The sequence below is a fragment of the Patescibacteria group bacterium genome, assembly GCA_018900835.1.
Lineage (GTDB): Bacteria > Patescibacteriota > Minisyncoccia > Minisyncoccales > PEYH01 > PEYH01.
In genome coordinates, this window is record JAHIFQ010000005.1 from 1 (window position 1) to 23,934 (window position 23,934).

The window sequence follows — 23,934 nt, forward strand, 5'->3', positions numbered from 1 at the left end:
ATTAATTTTATCCTATATTATCCTTTTATAAAATCCTTTTGTAGCCTTTTTATCTCTTTTTTTCCTAATTTATTGGCTTCTTCTAAGTCTTTTTGAGACTTTTCATAAACAAAATAATAAAATGGTAATAAAATGGTGTCAACCCTGGTTTTCCATTGTCTTTTCGCTTTGGCTCAATTTGTTATCTTAAAAAATAGTATTAAAAACCAGACCTGACACCATTTTTGTCACCATTTTTGTTTTAGCTTGCTTTTTTTAAAAAATCTATAAATTACCTTTTTCAGCAAAACTGTAATAATTATTTCTAGCAACTATCATATGATCGCTCACTGATATGCCTAAAATCCTACCCGCCTCAACCAGTCTCTTTGTCGTAAAAATGTCCTCTTCTGATGGCGTAGGATCTCCTGATGGATGATTATGCGCTATGACAACATAAGACGCATTCTTTAATACTGCATCATTAAACACCTCTCGTGGATGGACAATACTTGCGTTCAGAGACCCAACGGATACATTATTAACTATTAGCTTATTTCTTGTATCAAAGAACAAAATTGCAAAATGCTCCTTTTTTTCCTTGCCTATCTTCTCCTTAAGAAATTCAAACAACATCTGGGGCGTGTTTAACTCTTTCTTTAAATTAATTTTTTCTTTTGCATATATTTCCAAAATATTTTGGAAGAGATTAACGCCAATCGCATTTGATGGACCAATCCCATCAATTTGCATAAGTTCATCAATTGACGCATCAAGCACTCCGACTATACCATTGAATTTTTTAATAGCTTCTTTAGCCATGGGCTTGCAGTCTTTACGAGGCGTATTGAGGGTCAACAATAATTCTATTACTTCATAATCTGCAAAACCATTCAGCCCAGATTGTAAAAATCTCTCTCTGAGTCTTTTTCTATGTCCAGCACTTTTATATTTTGAGCCATCTGTGCTTACCATAAAATTTATCACTTATCTAAACTGATTGATTCGCCAGAGCTCGAACCATACCTTATATTTTTATTTGAATTTTCTGATAATCTGTCCTTAAAATATTGTTGCGTTTCTGGATCAACACAATAAATATAACAACCATTCATCCCTCTGGTCATTAGTGTTCTGTAGGTATTTTTTATTATACTATCAGCTATCCTACCTGCTTTGATCGGACTTTCTTTAATTAATCCATTCAATCCCCTTAAAGATCTATCAGTTATTGCCCGTTTTGTCGGATCTGTTACTACTTTTCCCTCTCTTATAATAAAATCAGCTCCTATAATTACCCCTACATAATCAAGGTCTAGTCCTTGACATGTATGGATACAACCAACTTCAGTAACAGATTCAGGATGGACTAGCCAAGCTTGTCCATGTTCTGTTAAATTCCAAGTAGCTTGGTAATCACCAATGACTATATCTTTTAATCCTGGATCTCTTTTACTAATCCACTTCCAACAATAGCCCGCAACTATTCTAGATTTATTGTTATGTTTATTCCTGATGATAATTTCATTGTGTAGTGATCTCACGTCATCAAATATTTTAAAATCATAATCAATACCTTCTAATGTCTCATTGGCGGTTTCTTTAATTTGCAATAGATTATCTAACCATGGCAAATAGCCATCGTCACCACTACATCTAAACTGAGAAGCGAGCTCCATAAAGTTTACATTCGCGCCTAATTTTTTAGCCCAATTCGAAATTTCAGATTCTCTTCCTATGTCTTTCAGCGTCACTCTTTGATCTTCATCGATAAAAAATATACTAAATTTTGTTGCCTTAATTAGCTCCATGATTTGATTTTCGCCTAAATTGCCCATAAAACCGCCCTGTTTCGTAATCCTATGTGCTTCATCTATTATTAGAGTATCAAATATATTAGGTTCGAGATCCAGAAAAGAATCTGACGACCTAAACAAATTTGAAATCCTTGTGTGAGTGAATACGCCAGATAATTTTACTTGGAATACTCTTCTCGGTGCTGCATTTTTAGTAACATAACTCACATTATTTTCAGTTTTTTTATTTATTAATTCAGAAAGCAAATTAATTGCAACAACCGATTTGCCGGTACCAGGACCACCACGAACTATTAAAACATTTTTATTGTAGCTGGTTGATAGCTTGGCGAGCTGCAATGCTTTCTCATAAACAATTTTCTGATCGTCTATTAAAATAAATTCTTTTTTATTTTTTTTCAACATTGCAGCCAGACTATCTGCTAACGCCTTGGATGGTCTTATTTTTCCATTTTCGATTGAATATAAAGATTCCTTATTATCACCATATTTAACGAATTTCTTTATAAAGTTTTGAAGTTTCTCGCAATCTGACTTAAAAAATACTGGTGCTTTCTTTGTATATTCTTTATAAAAATCATTTTTAATAACATTGTCCTCTTGATAATTATGGAGGTAAGCACATGGCTCAATAAAAATATGTTTTTCTTGAACTTCGCTATTATAATCTTCGAGAAGAGTCGCGTAAGACCAAGCCTGGTATGATGGATGCTCAACATCGCCATAAAATTCGGTATTTACAATACCGTCCATATTAGTAACAGAAATGCTCTTACTCCACTGTTTTAATTCAATCAAAACTAGCACTGGCTTATTATCTTCGTTTTTTCCAGTGATAATAAAATCAATCCTTTTAGAAGTAGAAGGAATTTTATATTCTATAGCGATACCTACATCACCGGGTATCTCAGAAACTTCCATAACCCTTCTCATGTATGGTAATGAATTTCTAAATGCACTAATTTGGGCAGGCGCTGGTCGATAACCAACCTCTCTAACAAATGACACCTCTACTGTTGTGGCAATATCAACATCTGCCATGAACTCATTTTTTGTAGATGAATAAATAACTGCCATAATTAAAGTTTATTATATTTAGTATGGCTACCCTTAGTTTTTTCAACTGGATATTTTCTTTCATTCTTTGTAACCTTTTTCTCTTCAGCCGCAACAATATCTATTCCTAAGTCATGTGCCATGATAAGAAGATAATTCAACACGTCAGCAAGTTCTTCTGCAATTTCCTCTTTATTTGTTTTTACATATTCATTAATCTCAGATTCACTCTTCCATTGAAAATGTTCCAAAACTTCAGATGCTTCGATAGACAAAGAAACAGCCAAGTCTTTTGGCTTGTGAAATTGTTTCCAATCCCGTGCATCGCGGAAAGCAATTATTCTTTTTGTTAAATCATTAATATTTTTAACCATATTATTTATTTTAATTATTCCATAATACCAAAAAATCGCTCAAAAAGCGATTTTTTGGACTTCTCAACTGCGCAACACGCCCTCTCCCCCATTATTCAAAATGTTTTCAAAATGTTTTCAAAAACCAGACCTAATACCATTTTTTTCATTTTCCCATTCTTTTGATTTTAAATTTGGTCTAGACCAACCATTTTCCCGATTGTCTTCAAGCGATCACCGTCAAAGCACGATACTCCTAGTTTCAAAGAATTTATAAATTTAATATAATTAGGATTTCGTGGCTCTTCTGAAAAAGTTAGGTTTTTGAAAGCAGGAAGCTCTTTAAGTTTATTCTCTTCATAGAACTTTTTTACTTCAAAATATTCATATTCAAAAAGTTGCACAATGCCTTTTCTTGATTGACTAATAAAATTTTTATTTTTAAAACTTTTAACTTCGAACAAATAAGATCTTTCGGGATTCGTAGCAAATAAATCAATGCGTTGGTTGCAATAAATTCTGTAACCTTTACTTTTAAATAAATTTCTAAGTCTTTCTATGGTATTCTGGTGAGCTTGATTAGCTCTTTCGAGAAGTATGTTGTCGCGAACATATATAGATTCTGCTTCCATGTGGTTTATTACTTTATTTTTTATATCTTTCAAAATGAACAAACTGGTTCCGTATCTGAAAACATCCTCTTTTTTTTCAAATTCTAAAAAGGGAGATTGTGCATATATTTCGCTCTCTTTCCGTGAAGATCCAATTATAAAAAGATTATTAGAACAAGCAAGAATTTGTTCAACAATATCATCTCTAACGCCGGAAAACGAACCCATAACTGGAAAGCCAGGAACTTGTTTAAGGGGAACCGCTTTTGCAAGTAACTGCGCCACAAATCCCTCTATCTGTTTTAAATTATTAATTGTTACATCGGGTAAATCTTGGGACAAAAAAAATGGACTAAAAAGATAAATCTCCGAGAAAGGAACAAGTAGGGGCCACTTATTGATAGCTTTCTCTCTTTCTTCTATCCATAAAAATTCTTTTTTCCTTATCTTGCCCACATCTCCCACCACGCCAAATCCTATAATAGCCGGCCTGGCATTCTTCAAAAGCGTATTAGTAGACATAGAATGCATTAAAAACAAATCCCCTGGCATTATCTTCTGCCAAGTAGACAGATGCTTTTCTTCAAGCCCCCAAGTCATATGCTTGATTGCCGTAATCCAATTCTCTGGAGAACCTGTAAATCTAAAAAATTGTTTTCTGCCAAAATAATCCTTTAGCATAGATTAAAGCTGATTATATAGATGGTGTTATATAAATGGCGTCAACTCTGATCTTTTATGCGTCTCCATTGTAGCAACCGAGGGTAGGCATATTGCGGGGCTTGGATTCGAACCAAGATAGCGGCCTCCAGAGGGCCGTGTCCTACCGTTAGACGATCCCGCAGTACTTTGCAGTGTAAGTGCCCAATGCTGTGCTCTGCCGTGCTGTTGTATATAATCTCTGTTTGATGTATCCTACTGGCGGTGGGTTAGGCTGTCAAATATTTTCTAATGGCAATCAAGCTGGAGATTACTCCCAGCGCAATTCCGCTTGCAAGTTGAGCGAAGAATAAACTAAATGCCCGCGCCTTGAACCACGAGAATACATTGAAGCCATTGGTCATCGCATCGAGCTTGGGAGCGAGAAAATAGCTGACCAAAAGCAGGATAAAGAATGATGCCAAGGCAGCAATAGCTCCGGCAATCATGCCCTGCACAATAAATGGACCTCTTATAAAACGATTTGGGGCGCCGACTAAGCGCATAATGGAGATTTCCTTGCTCGCGTCGTAAATCGCCACCCTGATTGTATTAAAAGCCACCAGAACAGCCACTACTCCAAGAGCCAATGCCAACAAAAGTCCTCCTGTGTTAACATTGGTTATAAAACTGGTGAGTTTTTCTATAACTGTTTTTTTCTCCACATAATCCACTTTGTAAATAACATCATCAAGAGAAGAGCTGTTTAAAATTTCTAATATGGCTGCGTATTGTTCCGGGTCATTTGCCCTTATATTCAACGAAGCGTAAAAAGGATTGGTTCCGACAATATCCAAAGAATCCAGCAAGACCGGGTCGTTCTTGTGCCTATCTCTGAATTGTTCCAAAGCATCTTCTTTGGAAACAATGCTCACTGCCTGAACTTCCGGCATTTCAGCCAATCTATCTTTTATCATTACCATTTCTTCGTCGCTTGTTTCAGGCGTCATATAGACGCTGATGTCTATCTTTTCTTTTATCTGGGTGATTATGTGTTTTACAGCGCCCTCGGAAATGAAAAGGGTTGTAATTAAAGTAATGGTCACAATTAAAACAAACACAGTGGCTACATTTAAGCCCCCGGCTCTCCAAAAATTATGCCATCCAAAACGGATTACTCTTCTTAAAAATGTAAACATATTATTATAATATAAATCTGCCTTTTTCTTCATCACGGATGATTTCGCCGTTGTCTAAAGTAATCACCCGCCGACCCAAGCTGTTTATTATCGCCTTGTCATGAGTAGAAAGAATCACAGTTGTGCCCAAATCATATATTTTCTCAAGCAAACTGATTATATCCCTCGTATGATACGGGTCAAGATTGCCAGTCGGCTCGTCAGCAATAATCAATTCCGGCCTTACAGCCAAAGCTCTTGCAATGGCTGTGCGCTGTTTCTCTCCTCCGGAAAGCCCGGGCGGAAAATGTTTTGCTCTGTCTTCCAACCCCACAATTTCCAAAAGCCGTGGCACATCTCTCAAAATTTCGTAATCAGTAGCTCCCATTACTTCCATTGCATAAGCCACATTTTCAAAAACTGTTTTATTGGGCAAAAGCCGATAATCCTGAAACACGCACCCGATTTTTTGGCGAAACGACGATAAGTCCTTATTCTTTATTTCCGAGATATTTTTCCCGCTATAAATTATCTTTCCACTGGTCGGCTCTTCTTCGCGCAAAAGCAATTTGATAAGAGTTGTCTTTCCTGCGCCGGATTTTCCCACAATGGAAACAAATTCTTTTCCATTTGCCCTAATTTGAAAACTGACATTTTTTAATGCCACTGTGTCTGGCTTATACATCTTGCTTATATTCTCAAAAAAAATCATTTTATTTTATGTTAAACGAAGTTCGGCTTCAATAAATTGGTCCAAATCGCCATCCATCACCTCTTCAAGTTTGCTGGTCTCAACTTTTGTCCTATGGTCTTTAACCATTTTATACGGATAAAATATATACGAACGGATTTGATTCCCCCATTCCGGGCTTTTTGAAGCGCCCTTTATTCTCTCCATTTTTGTTTTTTCTTCCTGTTCTTTTTTCTGCAAAAGCTTGATTTTCAAAATTTCCATTGCTTTTTTCCGGTTCATTCCTTGTGTCCGCTCAACCTGACAGCTCACCACAATCTTTGTTGGCAAATGCGTGATTCTTATTGCTGACTCCCGCTTATTCACATATTGTCCGCCCGGGCCTGATGCCCTATATGTATCAACCTTCAAATCCTCATCTTTAATTTCTATTTCTTTGGTCGCTTCTTCTGCCAAGACCGGCATTGCTTCCAAAGAAGCGAATGAAGTATGTCTTAACTGCTTAGAGGAAAACGGAGATATTCTTACTAAACGATGCACCCCGCTTTCTCTTTTCAATAATCCAAATGCGTTTTTGCCATTCATTTCCAGCACTACTTCTTTTGTTCCTATTCTGGATTCAGGGCCTGGCTCTCCAAAACTACGGGAAAGGACTGAATATTTGAATCCTTTTCTGTCAGCATATCTTTCGTACATTCTCAAAAGAATTGTTGCCCAGTCCTCTGCGTCTTTTCCTCCTGCGCCAGCATTGATGACTAAAATGGCATTTCCTTGGTCGTATGGTCCTGAAAGAAACACATCGTTTTCTTTGATTTCAAGTTCTTTGAAAAGTTTTTCCGCCATTTTTCCGGTCTCCTCTGCGATTTTCTGGTCTTTGGAAGATAAGTCCATTAATTCCGCCAAATCATTTGTTTCTTTCTGAAATTTCTCAAGCTGTCCGACTTCTTGTTTTAAATAGGATAATCTTTTACTGGCTTCCACTAATTTTTCCTGACCCTTCCAATCAGAGACACTGGATAATTCTTTTTCAAGCTGTTTTAACTCTTTTTTCTTATTCTCAAATTCAAAGACAGTCCATCAGATGATGGAGTTTATCTTGTATGTCTTGTATTTTGATTGAAAATTCTTCTTTCATGAATAAATATGATATTCAAGCCAGCGGTCGGATTTGAACCGACAACCTACGCGTTACGGGTGCGTTGCTCTACCATTGAGCTACGCTGGCAGTCGGTGTGAGCGGGATACGGGAATCCCCTCCTTCGCCTGCGACTTCGTCGGGGCTGCGGAGGACAAGGAACCCTTGCCGAGCGAGAGAGGGGAATCGAACCCCCATCTGTTCCTTGGGAAGGAACCATTCTGCCACTGAACTACTCTCGCATTGAGTTGCTCAACTAATCCCGCTCGAAAATGCTGCCAAAGAAATCAAGAATTTTCTGCCAAATTGAAGCGCTTCCTTTTGTTTGTTGAGCACTCACTTGCGTTTGTTCTATCTGCGGAGCGCTATCCCTTGTTATCACAATCACCTCTTCCCCTTCTTTTTTGTACAAACCTTTTTCCCTCAACATTGCCTCTGTATAGTCCTCTTCGTTGGCATAGGAAAACAACTCTTTCAATTCCTGATTCTTTGTCTCCAGATATTGAAGCTCTTTGTCCAAATCAAGATACTGTCCCCTCACCTCTTTATTCTCGGAATAAAGTTTGAGATTTCCGAATACCAAAAAACCCATAATCAGAACATTTAATATTATCAGAAGAGCAATCAAAACTTTTTCTTGTCCTGTATGCTTTGTATATTTCCCTTTTTTTGCTACCATAGAAGTAATATGAATAAAGTTAAAAGCAAACAATTAGTGCGCTGGATTTGGATAATAATAGCAGTCGTAGTGTCTTTGAGTATGATATTGAGCTTATCATTATCAGCCCTTTTTAGATAATACCCTTAAAATTCATTTTTTTCAACTCGCTTATTCGGTTCTAAACATTTTCCAAAGCACTGCTTGGGGAATTCTCAAACTGGCTCTTCCTTGTCGCCTTTTCTTTCCTTTCTTTTGTTTTTCCAAAAGTTTTCGCTTACGAGTCACATCTCCGCCATAAAGTGGAGCTGTAACATCTTTTCGCCTTGCCTTTACAGTTTCGCGGGCAATAATATTTCCGCCGATTTTCGCTTGCAATGGCACTGGAAATAATTGAGAAGGAAAAATGCCTTTAAGTTTTTCCACTATTGCCCTGCCCTCTTGGAACGCTTTTTCTCTTGGCACAACTGTTGAAAGCGCTTCTTCAAGATTGCCTAAAACTAAAACTTCAAGCTTTACCAAATCTGACTCCCGCCAATCCAAGAAATGATAATCCATAGACCCGTATCCTTGTGTAGAACTTTTCAGTTTGTCATAAAAGTTTGCCATCAATTCTCTGAACGGCATCTCACAGGTTAAAAGAATTTTATCAGTACTCAAATGATTGATGTTTGGCTGACGGCGTTCAAGTAATTCCAAAGTATTTCCCAAAAATTTTAAAGGCAGAATAATTTTTAAATCACAAAACTGCTCTTTGGTTTTCTTTATCCTTGATTCATCCGGCCAATCCATTACTGAACAAACCATTTCTTCCTTGCCTCCTTCAAATTCAAGCAAATAACAGACAGAAGGCGCAGAGGTCATTAATTCAAGATTGAATTCCCGCTTCAGCCGTTCAATCACGATTTCAGCGTGCAAGAGTCCTAAAAATCCGCATAAAAATCCCCTGCCAAGAGCTGATTTTGATTCTGGCTTAAAGCTCAAAGACGGGTCATTCAATCGCAATTTCATCAAAGCATCCCTTAATATTGTCCAGTCATCAGCATCTTCCGGAAATATACCGACAAAAACCACTGCTTTCGGCTCTTTGTATCCTGGTAGATGCTCAACTTTTTCGCAGCCATTATACAGCGTGATTGTGTCTCCAATTTTTACTTTGTCCGGCTCTTTGATTCCCAAAGCAACATATCCTATTTCCCCGCTTTGTAAATGGTCTTGAGGGATTCGTTCGGGCTTAAAAAAACCAACTTCTTTTGCCTGCGCCCGGGTCGCGGAATTAATCATAAAAATCTCGTCTCCTTTTTTTATCATGCCTTCCCTTACCCTGAAATGAGCAATAACTCCTTTGAAAGAATCATATTGAAAATCAAAAATCAAAGCCCTTAATGGCGCTTCTGTGTTCAGTTCCGGAGCAGGCACTTTTTCAATAATCACTTCTAATATTTTTTCAACATTTAGACCTGACTTGGCTGAAATTGTTATTATCTCTTGTCTATCTATTTTTAAAAGTTCAGCCACTTCATCCACTATTGTTGCTAATCGTTGTTCGTCATTGCCTATCAAATCAATTTTGTTTATCACAGGAATAATCACAAGCCCTTCTTTTTTCGCTAATTCCAAATTCATCAGGGTCTGGGCTTGAATACCTTTTAATACATCAACCAAAAGTATCACCCCTTCTATTGCAGCCAAACTGCGCGAAACCTCGTAAGTAAAATCCACATGGCCTGGCGTGTCAATCATATTTAAGACATATCCCTTGTATTCCATTCGCACTGGCTGGAGCTTGATGGTAATGCCTTTCTCTCTTTCCAATTCCATCATATCCAAAAACTGGGGCTGCATTTTTTTCGGGTCAATCGTATGAGTCAATTCCAAAAACCTGTCAGCCAATGTTGATTTTCCGTGGTCTATGTGCGCGACAATTCCAAAATTGCGGATATTCTGATTCATAACAATATTTAATTCTATCAAGAAACCCTGATTTTGCCTAATGAAAAACGCCTTTCAGCGTCTATTCTTTTTTAAGTATGGTTAATTTTCTTCAATAATTTCTTGGAATTTATATTTCGTAATATAGCGTTTCAGAAAATTTTTCAATAATTTTGTTTCTTCGGATTTTATTAAAACCGAAATCAAAAGATATGTTAAAAGTCCTGTTATTCCTGCTCCTGCTGTCTGGGCAAAAATTCCCCCAAAAGTAGCAGTGTTCAAAAACAAGGCGAAAAATCGAAGAGAGAAATATGTTGCCACCACAGCCGGGATGGTCGCAATAATCGTTTTTTTAGCGGTCTGAATGATTTCTTTTTTTCTAACGCTCCCAATTTTTTTATGCAAAAAAGTGAAGAGTAAAACAAATTGGATAATTCCAGAAATAGAATATGCCAGAGGCAGACCAACAATACTTATATCCCCCAACCCTTTTAATTTCAAGGCGCTGGATATGAAGTTATGAAAACAGCCCTGATTTTGAAGAGCATACACAAAGGAAAAACACAAAACAATATTTACTAAGACCGTTGACACGCTTATCAAGGTCGGGGTCTTAGTATTATGCGCTGCGTAAAATGCGCGAGAAAGCAAAAGCCCTAAACCGTAAGCAAACAAACTTATGGAAAATAAAGCAAGGCAAGCTCCGGTTAATCGGGTATCAGCCCAGCTGAAACGGCCTGTTCCGAAAATAATTCTTACTACTTGCGCTCTTAGAATAAATAAAAATGCGCTGGCTGGGATAATAAGGAAGAGTAGAAGGCGGAAACTTAAAGAAAATTTCTTCAAAAATTCATCTTTTCTGCCTTCGGAAAAAACAGTTGCCAAAGCAGGAAAAGCAGCAGTGGAAAAAGGAACTGCCAAAAGGATGATAAAGCTTCTGCTCAAATTATTTGCTAAATTAAATACAGCGATTGAGCCAGCTGCCAAAGTAGAGCCAATAGCTGTCATAACCATAAAATTAATCTGGGAAACTCCTATTCCAATGGAGCGCGGAAGCATTAAATAAAAAACTTTTTTAATTCCCTCATTCATCGGGGCAAAAATTTTCATTGGCCTGAATCCCAAATGCAAAAATATCGGCAGTTGAATCATCAGATGGAGAAAAGCGCCGAGCGCAACCCCCCAAGCAAGTCCGACTAATCCGATTTTTGGGACAAAAAATAAAATGCCGAAAATAATGCCAAGATTATACATTATCGGCGCCAGAGCAGTGACTAAAAACCTTGAAAACACATGGAGAATGCCGCTCAAGACATTGCTGGTTCCGAGAATTATCGGGCTTAAAAACATTATCCGAGTCAAGAGCACGGTCATTTCTTTTTTTGCTCCAGAGAATCCGGGCGCTATCACAGAAACCAGTTGTGGAGCAAAAATCAACAAGACCAACGAGACCGCAGCAAAAGCTGTGAACATTATGTTCAATAAATTAGCCAGAAATTTTCTTGCTTCTTCTTTGTCTTTTGACCAGTAAAGAGTAAAAATCGGCACAATCGCAGCGGATATTGCGCCCATAATCAAGACCATGTTCACAAAATCAGGAATTCTAAAAGCAGTGTAATAAATATCAAGCTCATCCCCTGCTCCAAATCTTCCAGCTAATAAACGGTCCCTGAAAAAACCGAGCAAAGCGCTCGTTAAGCTGGCTGCGGACAAGATAAGGGCAGCTATCGTGATATTACTGGACTTTAAGTTTAGAATTCTTTTTATCATTACGGATTTGCCTGTTTAATTTGTTATTTCCCTGATAATCCCTATCGGCGTTGATTGGGATTTTTGGCCCAAAGGATTGTCTTTGAGTATTTGGAGCAATAATTTTTCTTTTATTTTTAAATCACTGCTCATGCCCAAAATGTTTCCGCCTATGTCATTGATGTCAGCTACTATTGCTGAAAAATTATATTTCTTTTTTATTTCATCACAAAGCTTGTCGCAATTTTTAAGACCAAGGACTCCCATTTCAAGATAATCATTGAAAGCATCATCGCAAAATCCATCTATCTGATTAACTTGGTTTCCTGCCAACCGATAAAAAGTTCCGGATATGCCGAATAATTTTGCTATTGCGCCTGTTGCGCCGGCAAACAAAATTCTTGGCAAACCAGCTGTATTGATTGCAACTTGCATTTTATACGGGTCGCCCATTGCCGGACCAGCTGGATTTTTAGTAGCAAATTTTGATAAATACTTTGCCCAAAAACTCAACTTAATATCTTTTTTATAAACTATCCTGTTTTGTATAATTGCAACGACTTTTTGACCAAACATTACTATATCAGATGGTTGGGCTATTTCAAGAATGTATTTCTTAATTATATCATCTAAATTATCTTGATTGGTAATAAAATGCGTTTTGACAGGAATCCTGGCAAAACTTTTTCCATCAACTTTTATAATCAGCTCTTTTCCTTGATTCGGCTGGTATTCCATAATTCTTCGCTGGTATTCCATAATCTCTCACAATATATATCTAAATATTAGTATTTTTCCGCGTTTTTTACAAATACTCTACCGTAAAATATCCGCCGAGAATCCGCCGAGATCGTTTCTCGGCGAGTCTCGGCGAGATTCAAAAATTACCCGCCCCGGGCGGGTTGTGAGAATCCTCAATACTGGTATGGGTTCCGACATTTTACGAAAATTACGAGGCCCGGCCTCGTAATTTAATTGTGATGTCTGCTTGACTATGAAAAAGGTTTTGGTAGGATGACAATATGACAAGTATCAATCTGGCCATTTGTCGCAACAGCACTCTAACAACCAAGATTTAAATAATGTAGCAAATAAGGAGGCATGGAAAATGGAGGGCAGGAAAATGATTCTGTTTGAGGGAAATATCTCGGCAGCCAAGAGCACTCTTGGGAAAGAACTATTGCAAGGCGGGGAATTCGGGTTTATTGAGGAGCCAGTGGGCCAATGGCAAAACTTCGAACTTCCGGACAGCAAGGAAGTGGTGAACTTACTGAAACTGTTCTATAAGAATCCGAAGCGCTGGGCATTCACTTTCCAACTCGCTGCGTTCACGACTCGGGCAAAAACATGGACAGAAATACTGAAGCGCGACAATCATCAAATGATGGTGCTTGAGCGCTCCATTTTCTGCGACCGCAATGTCTTTGCCAAGAACTGCTATGAATCTGGGCTGATGAAGGAATGGGAATGGCAAATCTACTGCAGGATGTGGGATTTCATCAATTCCCAAAACTGGTGCGCTCACCCTGACCTTGTGGTCTATGTGAGAACTCCGGCAGAGGTCTGCCATGAGAGATTGCCATTCCGCGGCAGGAGCGAAGAAAAGACCATCCCGCTTGAGTATCTACGAGACCTTGAGATTTTGCACGACGAGTGGCTCGCTTCATCCGAGCATCCAGGCCAGTGCCTAATCAATGGCATTCTGACTCCTGTCCTATATCTGAACGGAGAAAAACACTGGACAGCAGAAGAGCTCCAAAAACTGCTCAAGGCGCATCTGCCGCAGATGGCGATTGAGCTTCCTCTCCGAGGGAAAACATCTCTTCGCAGGGGGTAGCGTCCCTGATGCTTATGACCCGCAAAGCGAACAGAGACATTGTCTCTCTTCGCTTTGCGGTTTCTTTTTTTTGATTTAATAAAAAATAAAAGACAAACACAAACAGCTCCTTCGGGGAGCTGTTTGTGATATGCCAAGTAGGCAATAAGCCGAATTCTGTTTTAAGCAATCATCTATCTAGCTCCTCGGTTACCCTCGGAGTCATGCGAGCTACTTTATTTGCTCTTGCACCCGGGCAAGGATTTAGCCGTTTCACCCCTTGAGTTTCCTCAAGGGCTTACCCCAAAGGGGTATCCTTCGCCTTTCAGCTCAGGACGTCACTGTTCGCACCTCTATCCTCACGGACGACGGGCGTTACCCGCTGCCTGTGTCGCTGGCAAACAGCCACTGGGTGTTCGGACTTTCCTCCCCTTATTAACACAAATTGTCAATAAAGAGCGATTGCTTTGACTACTTGGCATTCTTATTATATCAAAATCTCCCAAAAAGTCAACTGTTCGCACCATCCTTTCTTGCCGAAAATCTGCCGAGAAACGATCTCGGCAAAACTAAGCGGATTTTGTTCTGATTGAAACTATCGAAAGAATTACAAAAAAATGACTAAGAATAGCTAAGAATCACCAAAGAATGGCTGTGGATAACTTTCCCCCAAAAATTACCCGCCCTGGGCGGGTTGCGAGAATCCCCAATGCTGGCGTGGGTTCCGACGTTTTACGAAAATTACGAGGCCCGGCCTCGTAATTTCATAACGCTATAAAATGATGCAAAAAATATTAGAAGAATATTAGGGACGGACACTAATAATGCTTATAGAGCTAACAAAATGATTTAAAATAGTTTTTGGGACTCTGCGTCAAGGGCATGGTTTGCCAATTTGTCAGCCAAAGAATTTTGCTCCCGAGGGACAAGCTGAAAATCCACTTTTTTGTAATCAATTTTTAAATTCCATGCCTGAATAAATAATTTTTGGATATTCGGCTCTTTTATTTTGTATTTCCCCGACAATTGAGAAACCATCAGTTCAGAGTCGGATTTTATTAAAATTTCAGCATTTTTTATTTTTGCTTTGCCAACAAGAGCTTTAACTTTTTTTAAGGCAAAAATCACTGCCTGATATTCTGCCTCGTTATTAGTTGCCTTGCCAATTGTTTGAGAATATTCTTTTTGCGCAACACCATGCGAGTCAGCTATTAAGACACCGATAGAAGCTGGTCCTGGATTGCCGCGCGAAGCGCCGTCTGTGAAAATAATTATTTTATCCATTGTTTTCTTGCTTAATTTGTTTTTTGAAGTATGCTTCCAAGCATTTTTCGAATTTGGAAAGATTTTTATTCTCCACCCGGCATCCGCAAGCAGGGGCATGCCCGCCATAGGTCTTGAGTAATTTCTTACACTTTATCAGAGCATCAACCCCGTCTAAATCATATGGTAATCTAGCTGAACAAACGCTCTCCTGCTCTCCTCTTTTGAAAACAAATACCGGCTTTTTATAAATATGAAGGAGTTTTGAGGCAATCACCCCAAGAGCTGGCGCTGGCCAATAATCGCTTATTTCAAAAATTATCAATGATTCTTTCTTTTCTCTTTCTATTTTCTGGATAAGCTCTGCGAGAGTTTGTTGGATTAGGGCTTTCTTTTCTTTATTCTGCCTAATCAAGCGCTGTGCTAATATTTTCGCTTTTTTAGGAGAATCCTCTATTAAAAGCAAATAGCTTTCAGCAATATTGTTCTTTAATTTCGCGCTATTGAGTGGAGCAATAATTTTCTGGAAAATATCAATATCTGTCTGTAAATCAACATCCCCAAGCTCAATCAATGCCAGAAGACCCGGTCTCTGGGTAGTCAACAAAGCGTTCATTCCTTTGTCTACTAACTCGCGATTATCTTCTTTCAACGGCATTTGGTCAGAAAGAGTTGCCAAAGCGGTTAATTCTAATAACTTTTCTTTCGCATATTCTGGATGGCTTGTTTCTTCCAAAACGCATTCAGCCACTTTATAGACAAGCCCTACTGCAGCAAAATCAGTAAACGGATATGTCTCTCCTTTCTGTTTTGGGTCAACTAAAAGGTCTGGTTCAGCCACTTTCTCCAATGGCGGATGATGGTCTATAATTATTGTTTCAAAACCAATTTTTTTCGCGAGCTTGATTTCTTTAATATTGGCTATGCCACAATCAACCGCAAAAAACAAAGCAGGAACTTCTTTTTTAAAAGAATTTAACATCTCTTTGCTAATCCCGTGACCCTCTTCTTCCCTGTCTGGAAAATAAACTTTAATATTTTTATTCTGACTATATAAGGGATTCAAAAGCTCAAAAAGCTCCTGTAATACAACAACCGAAGCGATGCCGTCTAAATCAGCATCGCCAAAAATAATCACTTTTTCTCCTTTTTGAGCTGCCCTTAAAATTCTTTGGGCAACTTGTTTTGTGCCTTTTGGATATTTTCTTTTTGGCATAAATCTATCTTTCTAAAACCTTAATCCCTGGGAGCTTGTTCCCGCTGAAAAATTCAAGCATTGCTCCCCCGCCAGTTGAAACATAATCAAACTTTCCACGCAAATTATTCTCTGCCAAAAAAGCTGATGTATCTCCTCCTCCGACTACTGAAAAAGAACGACCCCTTAAAATTGCGCTAGCAATTGCCAATGTCCCTCCAGCAAATCTTTCATCTTCAATATAGCCAAGGGGTCCATTCCAAATAACTGTCTTTGCTTCTTGAATAATATCGGAAAACATTCTTACGCTCTCTGGGCCGATATCAAACATCTGCTCCTCTTTCCTTATTCTACCAACTGCTGACTGGCGCAAATAATCCGACTGATGATTTTTCAGCCCCACCATAGCATCTATGGGCATATGTAATTTTGAATTTGTAAGTTCAAGCCCAGACAACTCTTCTCCCTCGCCATCTTCTAATATAGACGGGGACAATGAAATCCCTTTGATGAAGAGTATGGCTGGAGCGATTTTCCCTCCAACTAAAATATGGTCAGCGATTTTTAAAAGATTAATCAAGCAAGGAATTTTCGTTTTCAATTTAGCTCCACCTAAAATTGCTACTAATGGCCTCTTGGGCTTTTCTAAAACAGCGCTCAAAATCTTGACTTCCTCTTCAAATAATAATCCTGCTACTGAAGGCAGGTATTTTGGTATTCCCACAACAGAAGCATGCTCACGGTGAGCGTTGCTAAAAGCATCATTAACAAAAATTTCTCCTAAAGATGATAACTGTTTGGCGAAACCATTATCATTAGAAATTTCTCCTGGGAAAAATCTTAAATTTTCTAATAACAAAATTTCTCCTGATTTAAGATTCTTGACCGCCCTCTCTGCTTCTCTGCCAACGCAGGTCTTAACGAATTTCACTTCTTTATCCAATAATGATGACAATTTTTTAGCTATTGGATAGAGGGTTAATTTTTGAACCCTTGTTTTGATATTTTGAATTTTATCAGGTCGGCCTAAATGACCTATCAAAATAATTTTTGCGTCATTTTCAATAAGAAATTTTATAGTAGGCAAAGACCTTCTGATTCTGAAATCATCAATGATTTCCCCTTTTTCATCAATAGGAATATCAAAATTAGCTCTTAACAGAACTCTTTTGTCTTTGAACGCGAAATTTTTAAGAGTATTCATAAATTATTAATAATTAATCAGTAATCATTTATCATTAATTGGTGATTAGTGGTTAATCAAAATTAACTTTTTCTCCTGGCTTCAAAAATCCGCTCTTTCTTTCAATTTCGGGCAACATCTCTTCCTTTTTAATCTCCATTGGCTTTCTATTTTGCAATGCTTCTTCCAGAGCTCCTTTCAATGCTCCCAGATCAACTTCTTTCTTTGCTCTTTCCTTCTCATTATTATTTTTATTATTATGCGAAGGTGAAAAATGAATCGGCTCTTTTTCTATTGCCTCTTTTAAGCTAATAGAAACTGTTGGCATCGTTTCCTCTGTGGTTTTGGGGATTTCCTTGATGTCAGAGCGGTTATTAATATTGCTCCTGCTGTTGCTGCTATTTCTATTTCTATTACTATTATTGCTGCTTCTATTGCCACTGCTGCGGCCAGTATCCCTCTGTTTATTACTATTATTATTTTTTTTGGGTCTTGACACCTCGCTCCCCTCATTTGCCTTGGACCATTCGCTGATACGGTCCTCAACTTCTTTCCGCGAAAGAGCGTATTTATTTCGGGAAAAATCAATTATCTCATTTCTAAAAGAATTCTCCATTTTCCCGACTGGTGGGAGCGTCATTGCAGAAAACGGTCTGCCCGCAACCCCATCAATCATCAGTTTTATATATATATCATATTTTGGCAGATTAACGAAATCACCTGCTTCAAAAACCGGAGTAAATTCCTTTTCCAAATATTCCGCATCTTCAGCTCCGATTCTAAATGTAATTATAGTTCCAGCATTGCCAAAAACCGCATCACCTACCATTTCTTCCATTTGCGCGATATACTGATGCGCCAGAACCAAAGACAAGCGATATTTTCTTGCCTCTGACAAAATGTTTGCAAATGATTCTGTTGCAAAATTCTGGAATTCGTCTACATACAGAAAAAAATCGTTTCGCTCCTCCTCGGATATCTCAACACGAGACATTGCTGCAAGGTAAAGTTTAGTTATAATAAGCGCGCCCAAAAGAGTGGAATTCGCTTCTCCTATTCTGCCCTTGGACAAATTAACAATCAAAATCTTTTTCTGGTCCATAATTGCCCTCATATCTATTGTAGAATGCATTTGTCCAATAATATTCCTAACTAATGGGTTTGAAGAAAATTGTCCAACCTTATTCTGAATGGCTGCTGTTGCTTCAACTTCATATCGTTGAGTGTAGCGGGCAAATTCCTGCGTCCAAAAAGCTCTTACCACTGGGTCGGTAACTGCTTCAACCACCTTCTTCCTGTAATCCACATCCGACAACATCCTATTGATGCAAAGAAGAGTGGCTCCCGGATATTCAAGCAAAGCCAGAATCGCATTGCTCAAAATATATTCCATTCTCGCAGACCAAACATCCGGCCAAATTTTCTTAAAAACCCCCATGAGTCCAGAAGCGATTAAATGCCGAGTGTTCGGGTCTTTCACCTCCATAATATTAAAACCAACTGGCCAATCAATATCAGCAGGATTTAAATAAATCACATCTTTCATCCTTTCCTTTGGGACATAATCCAAAAGCTCTTCTGCTTGCTCTCCGTGTGGGTCAATAAACGCCAAACCATATCCCTGACGGATATCCTGGGCTGCCATATTAGCCAACAAAGTGGTCTTGCCCATACCGGTTTTGCCGATTATATAAATGTGCTTCCGCCGGTCATCGAGCTTAATACCAAATCTCTTGTCTGTATTACGAAAATTCGTTATACCCAAAAAATTTATATATTCATTATCCATAAATTAGTTTCCTGGTAAATTTATTGGCGGTTCAGCTTTCTTCGCCTCTACTCTTTGAACCATAGGAGACGGCACAGCAGCGCGACCGACAATGTGAAACATTGTAGCAAGTTCTTCTAAATTCAAAATAAAGGTTTTGTCCGGCTTTGGATAATTATACCACAAGCGCTGTTGGTATTTTCTGAATAACTTCCTCTTGCGCAGATAGAGCTTGCGGTCGTGAAATAATATGTTTAAAAAGAACAATTCATGCTTGTGAATCTTGGTAATACTCGGAGACCATGGTTTAAAACTGTTAAGATTTTCAGTATTAAAATTAGCAAAAAAGGCCAAAATATTTTTAAGATTGGCTTTGTGCCACTTGTCTCTCTCTCCCAAAATGATAAATCTGATATAGCCCTCAAACATAACTTTAGAAATTTTTTGCTCAATTTGGCCAACTATCTCTCTTTCCCCAGGAGTAAGCTTCATCTCCGGCGGGAGCATTGGTCCCTCTTCTTTTTTCTCCTTAAAATCAGCTGGCGGCTGTCCGGTTAAAATAACATCCAAGGCCTGCTTGATTAATGGAAAATGCCTTGCCTTATTTTTTGAATCATCAGGCCTGTAAACCAATTTGTTGACTTCTTTTTTTGTCCTATCCTTATAATCATTCTCTGCATTGGTGACTGGCTTTATTCTTATTTGGACCCAAATTTGCTCTCCTGGTTCAACCTTAGCTAAGCCCTCTAAAAGAGACGCTAAAGGGTCTATCCTTTTTTCCTCTTTGGCAGCAGGACTTTCCTCAAAAAATCTTGAATATGTTTTCATTGGATAGATGTCGGGCTTGATAAACTCATAATCACTGCCCCACATATCCCATGTTTTATTAGGTATGTCTTGCGGAACTTTTAATGTGTAATCCTCTGCTTCTGTGATTTCCACTTCTGGATACTGCGCGTAAATACTTGACTCTATCAAATTGCGAAGGGCTTTCGGAGTTCTAATATAGAAATGGATATCTCCGCCAATACTGATAACCTCAATCGCCATAGCAATCTGATATTTCCCTTCCCACCACTTTTCCCACCAATCAGGCGGGTCGTAAAGCATCCAAAAACCTGCAAAGACCTGTTCCATTGCCCTAAAAGGCCTATCTACTTCAGCTGGCATTTTTAATTCAAGCAACATGCTCGGAACTATCTTGGCATACGCATCCTGACGCCATTTAATCCACATAAACAAAAACCGCGGCCACAAAATTATTGGCAGCAGAACCCACCACCAGGCCTTAAAGATTGCCCAGATAGGGGAAATAATGGCCCAAAAAACCTCCATTGAGATAAGCTAATTATTTTACTAAAAAATACCTGCCTTGTTTGTCTTTTCTAAACAAGGATTTATCCTGCAAGTTAAGCAATATCGTGCTTGCTTGGACTTTTCTTTGCTCAAGAATATTTTCAAGAATCTCTTCTTTAGTAAGTCCTTTTTTGCTCTGTTTTAGAATCTTAATCAAAATATCTTTTACAGTTCCCGGCTCATAGCCCCACTCCTTCAAAGCATACATTCCTCTGCCTATTAAAACAAATCTTTGATTTCTGATTAACTCATTGTGCACGCTTTCTGGTAAAATCTTTCTATTAACAGAAGGCAATTTGCCGATAAGGTCGGCAATTTCCATAAAATGCAATGGTCTATTTTCTCTTTTTAATACTAAATACGCTTGGTCTTTGAGCCCTCTCGGTCTAATCTCTGGCCAATTAACCAAACCGTATAAGCCAAACGGCGATTCAAAAACGAATTTAGAAATATCAATATATGAAATAAGAACCGGAATTTTTACTTCAACAGAAACCCGTTTTCCCACTTCTTCTATTGCTAAAGGGACTGCAGTATTTTTAAATTCTTTGATAAGCGAATTCAAAAGAATCTTTACTTGCTGAACCTTTTTTGGGTCAGTGGTCCAAAAAGGAAAGAAATCGTCTGTTTCTTTAAATTTATGAAAATCATCGCCCAGATTGAGCAAAAGTAGGACATGATTCCTAAACTTGTCCTGCCCAAGGTCGTCAAGCAACATTAATTCTCCCCTCACTCCGCCATGTTCGTCAAAATAATCAGAAAGATATTCAAACGGCTTTTGAAGTTTAACTCCCTGTTGCTCTCTGATGAGCTCAAAAGCATTATTTTCGAGTTGTCTTACTCTTTCACGGGTGATTTTAAGCTGGTCCCCGATTGCCTGAAGCGTGAGTGGCTCCTGCCCGAGCAAACCAAAACGCCTCTCCAAAACTTCTCGTTTACGAGGGGCTAAATTACTAAAAATTTCATCAATAACTTTCTCGTAGTTTATAGTCATGCCTCAAGGGTTTAATAATATATTTGTGTGCTAACAGCAACTTTGTTTATTAAAACATTTTGAAGTTATAAAGTCAAGGTTTTGGGTGTGGAAATCTCTCAGCCAGAATTCAGATGCCTGTGATTGAAATTATTTTCTATTCTTATTAACGAAATTTCCGCTGATTAAAATAATATATCTGGGCAATTAGGGTGCTTGCCAAAAATATTGACGAATAAGCGCCAAGAGATATCCCGAGAATTAAAGCTAGAGAAAAATAAGTCAAGCTCTGACCCCCAAAGAAAAATATTGCAAATAAAGCGAGGAGGGTTGTGAAAACAGTGTTAAAAGAGCGCCCCAATGTTTGATTCAAACTCTTGTCAATTATATCATTAAAGGTTTCTCCTACACCCTTGATAAGATTTTCCCTAATCCTGTCAAAAACAACCACTGTGTCATTTACAGAATACCCCAATATAGTAAGAAGCGCTGTTAAAATAGGAATAGAAAATTCAACGCCCCAAAATTTTCCCAGAATAGCGAAGACCCCCACTGGAATCAGGACATCGTGGACCAGTGCCACCACAGTAGCTATGCCGTACTGCCATGATTTGACAGGTCTGGAAATTTTCCTAAATGCAAAAGCAACATAAACCACTATAGCAATGATAGAAAAAATGATGGCTTTACTCGCCCTTGTCTTACTCTCTTCGCCAATTACAGGACTCACTGATTCAAAACTGATAGAGCCCTCTTCTATATTCTCCATATTATAAAAAACACTGGATACCTCGTCTTTTATATCTTGAGAAACTTCAGGCATTCTAATGATAATCTCATTTTCCCCGCTGAAACGGATAGAGAAACCGCTCAAGCCAAGCTCTGAAATCCTGTCTGACAATTCTTGGATTTCTGGTTTCGGGTGAGAATATACCGCCTTTAATATACTCCCTCCTGCAAAATCTACTCCCCAATTAAGGCCGTAGGCAGTGATAGTAATAATGCTGGCAATTATTAAAATTCCAGAAAAAATAAAGTATATTTTGCTATATTTTAAAAATGGAAAATGCATATTTATCCCCAAATCCGTTTAATTTTACTCAATCTCCCGCGCGAAAAACTTATCAATAAACTTCTTGTAATAAATATGGCAGAGAACATACTCAATAAAATACCGATGCACAAGGTAGTAGCAAAGCCCTGAACAAAACTTGTGCCGACCGAGAACAATATCAAACCGATAATAAGGGTGGTAAAATTGCTGTCTCTAATTGACGGCCAAGCCCTTTTAAATCCTTCTTCTATTGCATATTCAAGTTCCTTACCGCTTCTCAATTCTTCTTTCAGCCGCGCAAATATTAAAACATTAGCGTCAACTGCCATACCAACTGATAAAATAAATCCTCCGATACCCGCTAAAGTAAGAGTAATCGGGACCAGCTTGAATAACCCCAAAAGCAACACACAATATATCAACAAAGCAATAACAGACAAAAATCCTGGGAATCTGTAAACCAATACCATAAATACAATGATTGCAAAAAATCCTATAATTCCCGCTTTAATGCTTCTCTGAAGGGAAATCATTCCAAGGGTCGGACCAATAGTTACCTGTGAAATCGGTTCGCCAATCGGCACAGGCAAAGCGCCGGCATTAAGATTGCGAGCCAATGACCTTGCTTCTTCTGCAGTAAAGCTCCCGCTAATCTGGGCCTTGCCTCCGGAAATCTTTTCTCTAATCATTGGCGCAGATATGATTTGATTATCAATAGAAATTGCCAAAGGCATTTCTGTAAATTTTTCTGTCAATTCTTCAAAAATTTTTGCGCCCTCTTCGTTGAATTGCAAAGAAACAGTCGGCTCCATTGTATTCTGGTCAAAGACAACAATTGCCTCTTCAAGATATCTGCCGGTTAAATTACTCGGCTGGAAAGGATTCTGAAATGTCCCCTCTCCTGCCTCCACAACACTCTGATTTGCTATTTGTATTTCATTAAAATCAGGTCTTGGTTCTTGAAATTCAAGATACGGAGTTCTGCCGATTTCCTCAATCGCTTGTTCTGGGTCAGTAATTCCCGGGATTCTTACTTTTAAACGATAAGTTGAACCAGACTGGGTAACCTCAATTTCCGGTTCTCTCACGCCTAAAACATTTATTCTTCTGTCTATAACATCCCTTAAACCATCCATTGCTTGACTCCGACCATCCGACTCTATATGCGATAAATCCGCTTCGTATAAAAGCTCTACACCTCCTTCAAGGTCAAGCCCCAATTGAAAAGGCCTATCCCAAAAATGAGAAAGACCTAAATCAAATTTATTATTCACAAAATCAATTCCTTGATTAAAAAATCTCGGCTCAATAAAGATAGCCGCGATTATGCCCAAGAAAATAACAGCAATGCTAATCAATTTAAAATATTTTTTTACCATTCAAGCATTTTAAACACTTCTCCCAAAAAAGTCAAATTTTCACACTTACCAAGAGCTTGCCGAGAAACGATCTCGGCAGATTTTCCTACAAAAATTACGAGGCCTGCTTGCCCATCCTCGGACGGGGTCTCGTAATTTTTGTCTGTCAT

General features: G+C 38.4%; 20 protein-coding genes, 3 tRNA genes, 1 other RNA gene and 1 pseudogene. 1 reads left to right on the forward strand and 24 read right to left on the reverse strand.

The genetic code is table 11. The annotated features are described in order from the left end of the window. Nucleotides 1-264 precede the first annotated feature (264 nt). The 14 genes and pseudogenes from radC to KJ562_00865 all read right to left on the reverse strand — a co-directional run bounded on the left by radC (nucleotide 265) and on the right by KJ562_00865 (nucleotide 12,557). A complete protein-coding gene (gene radC / locus KJ562_00800) occupies nucleotides 265-954 on the reverse strand; it encodes a DNA repair protein RadC (protein MBU3964263.1) in 690 nt (229 codons plus the stop codon). A gap of 8 nt (nucleotides 955-962) precedes the next feature. Continuing rightward, on the reverse strand, nucleotides 963-2,873 hold the full coding sequence (locus KJ562_00805; protein ID MBU3964264.1) for a DUF2075 domain-containing protein: 1,911 nt from the start codon (nucleotides 2,871-2,873) through the stop codon (nucleotides 963-965). Nucleotides 2,874-2,875: 2 nt separating this feature from the next. Next, nucleotides 2,876-3,226, reverse strand: coding sequence for a nucleotide pyrophosphohydrolase (locus tag KJ562_00810; protein MBU3964265.1), 351 nt, complete (start codon nucleotides 3,224-3,226; stop codon nucleotides 2,876-2,878). Nucleotides 3,227-3,393: 167 nt separating this feature from the next. After that, nucleotides 3,394-4,497, reverse strand: a complete 1,104-nt coding sequence (locus KJ562_00815; protein MBU3964266.1) for a hypothetical protein — start codon at nucleotides 4,495-4,497, stop codon at nucleotides 3,394-3,396. A gap of 92 nt (nucleotides 4,498-4,589) precedes the next feature. Then, nucleotides 4,590-4,660 (reverse strand) — tRNA-Gln (locus tag KJ562_00820). Between the two features lie 85 nt (nucleotides 4,661-4,745). Next, nucleotides 4,746-5,654, reverse strand: coding sequence for a permease-like cell division protein FtsX (locus tag KJ562_00825; protein ID MBU3964267.1), 909 nt, complete (start codon nucleotides 5,652-5,654; stop codon nucleotides 4,746-4,748). A gap of 4 nt (nucleotides 5,655-5,658) precedes the next feature. Beyond that, complete coding sequence (locus KJ562_00830; protein ID MBU3964268.1) at nucleotides 5,659-6,345, reverse strand: ATP-binding cassette domain-containing protein; 687 nt, start codon at nucleotides 6,343-6,345, stop codon at nucleotides 5,659-5,661. 6 nt (nucleotides 6,346-6,351) lie between these two features. Continuing rightward, nucleotides 6,352-7,395, reverse strand: a pseudogene (gene prfB / locus KJ562_00835) (peptide chain release factor 2). Nucleotides 7,396-7,477: 82 nt separating this feature from the next. Continuing rightward, a tRNA-Thr gene (locus KJ562_00840) sits at nucleotides 7,478-7,549 on the reverse strand. 81 nt (nucleotides 7,550-7,630) lie between these two features. After that, nucleotides 7,631-7,701 (reverse strand) — tRNA-Gly (locus KJ562_00845). 14 nt (nucleotides 7,702-7,715) lie between these two features. Further along, on the reverse strand, nucleotides 7,716-8,138 hold the full coding sequence (locus KJ562_00850; GenBank protein ID MBU3964269.1) for a hypothetical protein: 423 nt from the start codon (nucleotides 8,136-8,138) through the stop codon (nucleotides 7,716-7,718). Nucleotides 8,139-8,288: 150 nt separating this feature from the next. Next, a complete protein-coding gene (gene lepA, locus KJ562_00855; GenBank protein MBU3964270.1) occupies nucleotides 8,289-10,070 on the reverse strand; it encodes a translation elongation factor 4 in 1,782 nt (593 codons plus the stop codon). An 81-nt stretch (nucleotides 10,071-10,151) separates the two neighbouring features. Next, nucleotides 10,152-11,819, reverse strand: coding sequence for a murein biosynthesis integral membrane protein MurJ (gene murJ / locus KJ562_00860; protein ID MBU3964271.1), 1,668 nt, complete (start codon nucleotides 11,817-11,819; stop codon nucleotides 10,152-10,154). Nucleotides 11,820-11,834: 15 nt separating this feature from the next. Then, nucleotides 11,835-12,557, reverse strand: a complete 723-nt coding sequence (locus KJ562_00865; protein ID MBU3964272.1) for a F420-0--gamma-glutamyl ligase — start codon at nucleotides 12,555-12,557, stop codon at nucleotides 11,835-11,837. 349 nt (nucleotides 12,558-12,906) lie between these two features. Between KJ562_00865 and KJ562_00870 the strand changes: the two genes are divergently transcribed. Then, complete coding sequence (locus KJ562_00870) at nucleotides 12,907-13,635, forward strand: deoxynucleoside kinase (GenBank protein MBU3964273.1); 729 nt, start codon at nucleotides 12,907-12,909, stop codon at nucleotides 13,633-13,635. A gap of 130 nt (nucleotides 13,636-13,765) precedes the next feature. Here the strand turns inward: KJ562_00870 and rnpB are convergent. The 10 genes from rnpB to KJ562_00920 form a co-directional block, all read right to left on the reverse strand. Continuing rightward, nucleotides 13,766-14,092: RNase P RNA component class A (rnpB, locus tag KJ562_00875), an RNA gene on the reverse strand. Nucleotides 14,093-14,463: 371 nt separating this feature from the next. Continuing rightward, on the reverse strand, nucleotides 14,464-14,898 hold the full coding sequence (locus KJ562_00880) for a ribonuclease HI family protein (GenBank protein MBU3964274.1): 435 nt from the start codon (nucleotides 14,896-14,898) through the stop codon (nucleotides 14,464-14,466). Continuing rightward, a complete protein-coding gene (locus KJ562_00885) occupies nucleotides 14,891-16,093 on the reverse strand; it encodes a DHH family phosphoesterase (protein ID MBU3964275.1) in 1,203 nt (400 codons plus the stop codon). The genes KJ562_00880 and KJ562_00885 overlap by 8 nt, the downstream gene beginning before the upstream one ends. A 4-nt stretch (nucleotides 16,094-16,097) precedes the next feature. Next, on the reverse strand, nucleotides 16,098-17,276 hold the full coding sequence (locus KJ562_00890) for a phosphoglycerate kinase (protein ID MBU3964276.1): 1,179 nt from the start codon (nucleotides 17,274-17,276) through the stop codon (nucleotides 16,098-16,100). 52 nt (nucleotides 17,277-17,328) lie between these two features. Beyond that, nucleotides 17,329-19,044 (reverse strand): type IV secretion system DNA-binding domain-containing protein, encoded by a 1,716-nt coding sequence (locus KJ562_00895; protein ID MBU3964277.1) that lies wholly within the window; start codon nucleotides 19,042-19,044, stop codon nucleotides 17,329-17,331. A gap of 3 nt (nucleotides 19,045-19,047) precedes the next feature. Beyond that, nucleotides 19,048-20,358 (reverse strand): hypothetical protein, encoded by a 1,311-nt coding sequence (locus KJ562_00900; protein ID MBU3964278.1) that lies wholly within the window; start codon nucleotides 20,356-20,358, stop codon nucleotides 19,048-19,050. A 13-nt stretch (nucleotides 20,359-20,371) separates the two neighbouring features. Then, nucleotides 20,372-21,373 carry a hypothetical protein gene (locus KJ562_00905; protein ID MBU3964279.1) on the reverse strand — a complete coding sequence of 334 codons (1,002 nt, stop codon included), beginning with the start codon at nucleotides 21,371-21,373 and terminating at the stop codon, nucleotides 20,372-20,374. Between the two features lie 145 nt (nucleotides 21,374-21,518). Further along, nucleotides 21,519-22,424 carry a protein translocase subunit SecF gene (gene secF / locus KJ562_00910; GenBank protein ID MBU3964280.1) on the reverse strand — a complete coding sequence of 302 codons (906 nt, stop codon included), beginning with the start codon at nucleotides 22,422-22,424 and terminating at the stop codon, nucleotides 21,519-21,521. A 2-nt stretch (nucleotides 22,425-22,426) separates the two neighbouring features. Further along, a complete protein-coding gene (gene secD / locus KJ562_00915) occupies nucleotides 22,427-23,785 on the reverse strand; it encodes a protein translocase subunit SecD (GenBank protein MBU3964281.1) in 1,359 nt (452 codons plus the stop codon). Further along, complete coding sequence (locus KJ562_00920) at nucleotides 23,779-23,934, reverse strand: hypothetical protein (protein ID MBU3964282.1); 156 nt, start codon at nucleotides 23,932-23,934, stop codon at nucleotides 23,779-23,781. The genes secD and KJ562_00920 overlap by 7 nt, the downstream gene beginning before the upstream one ends.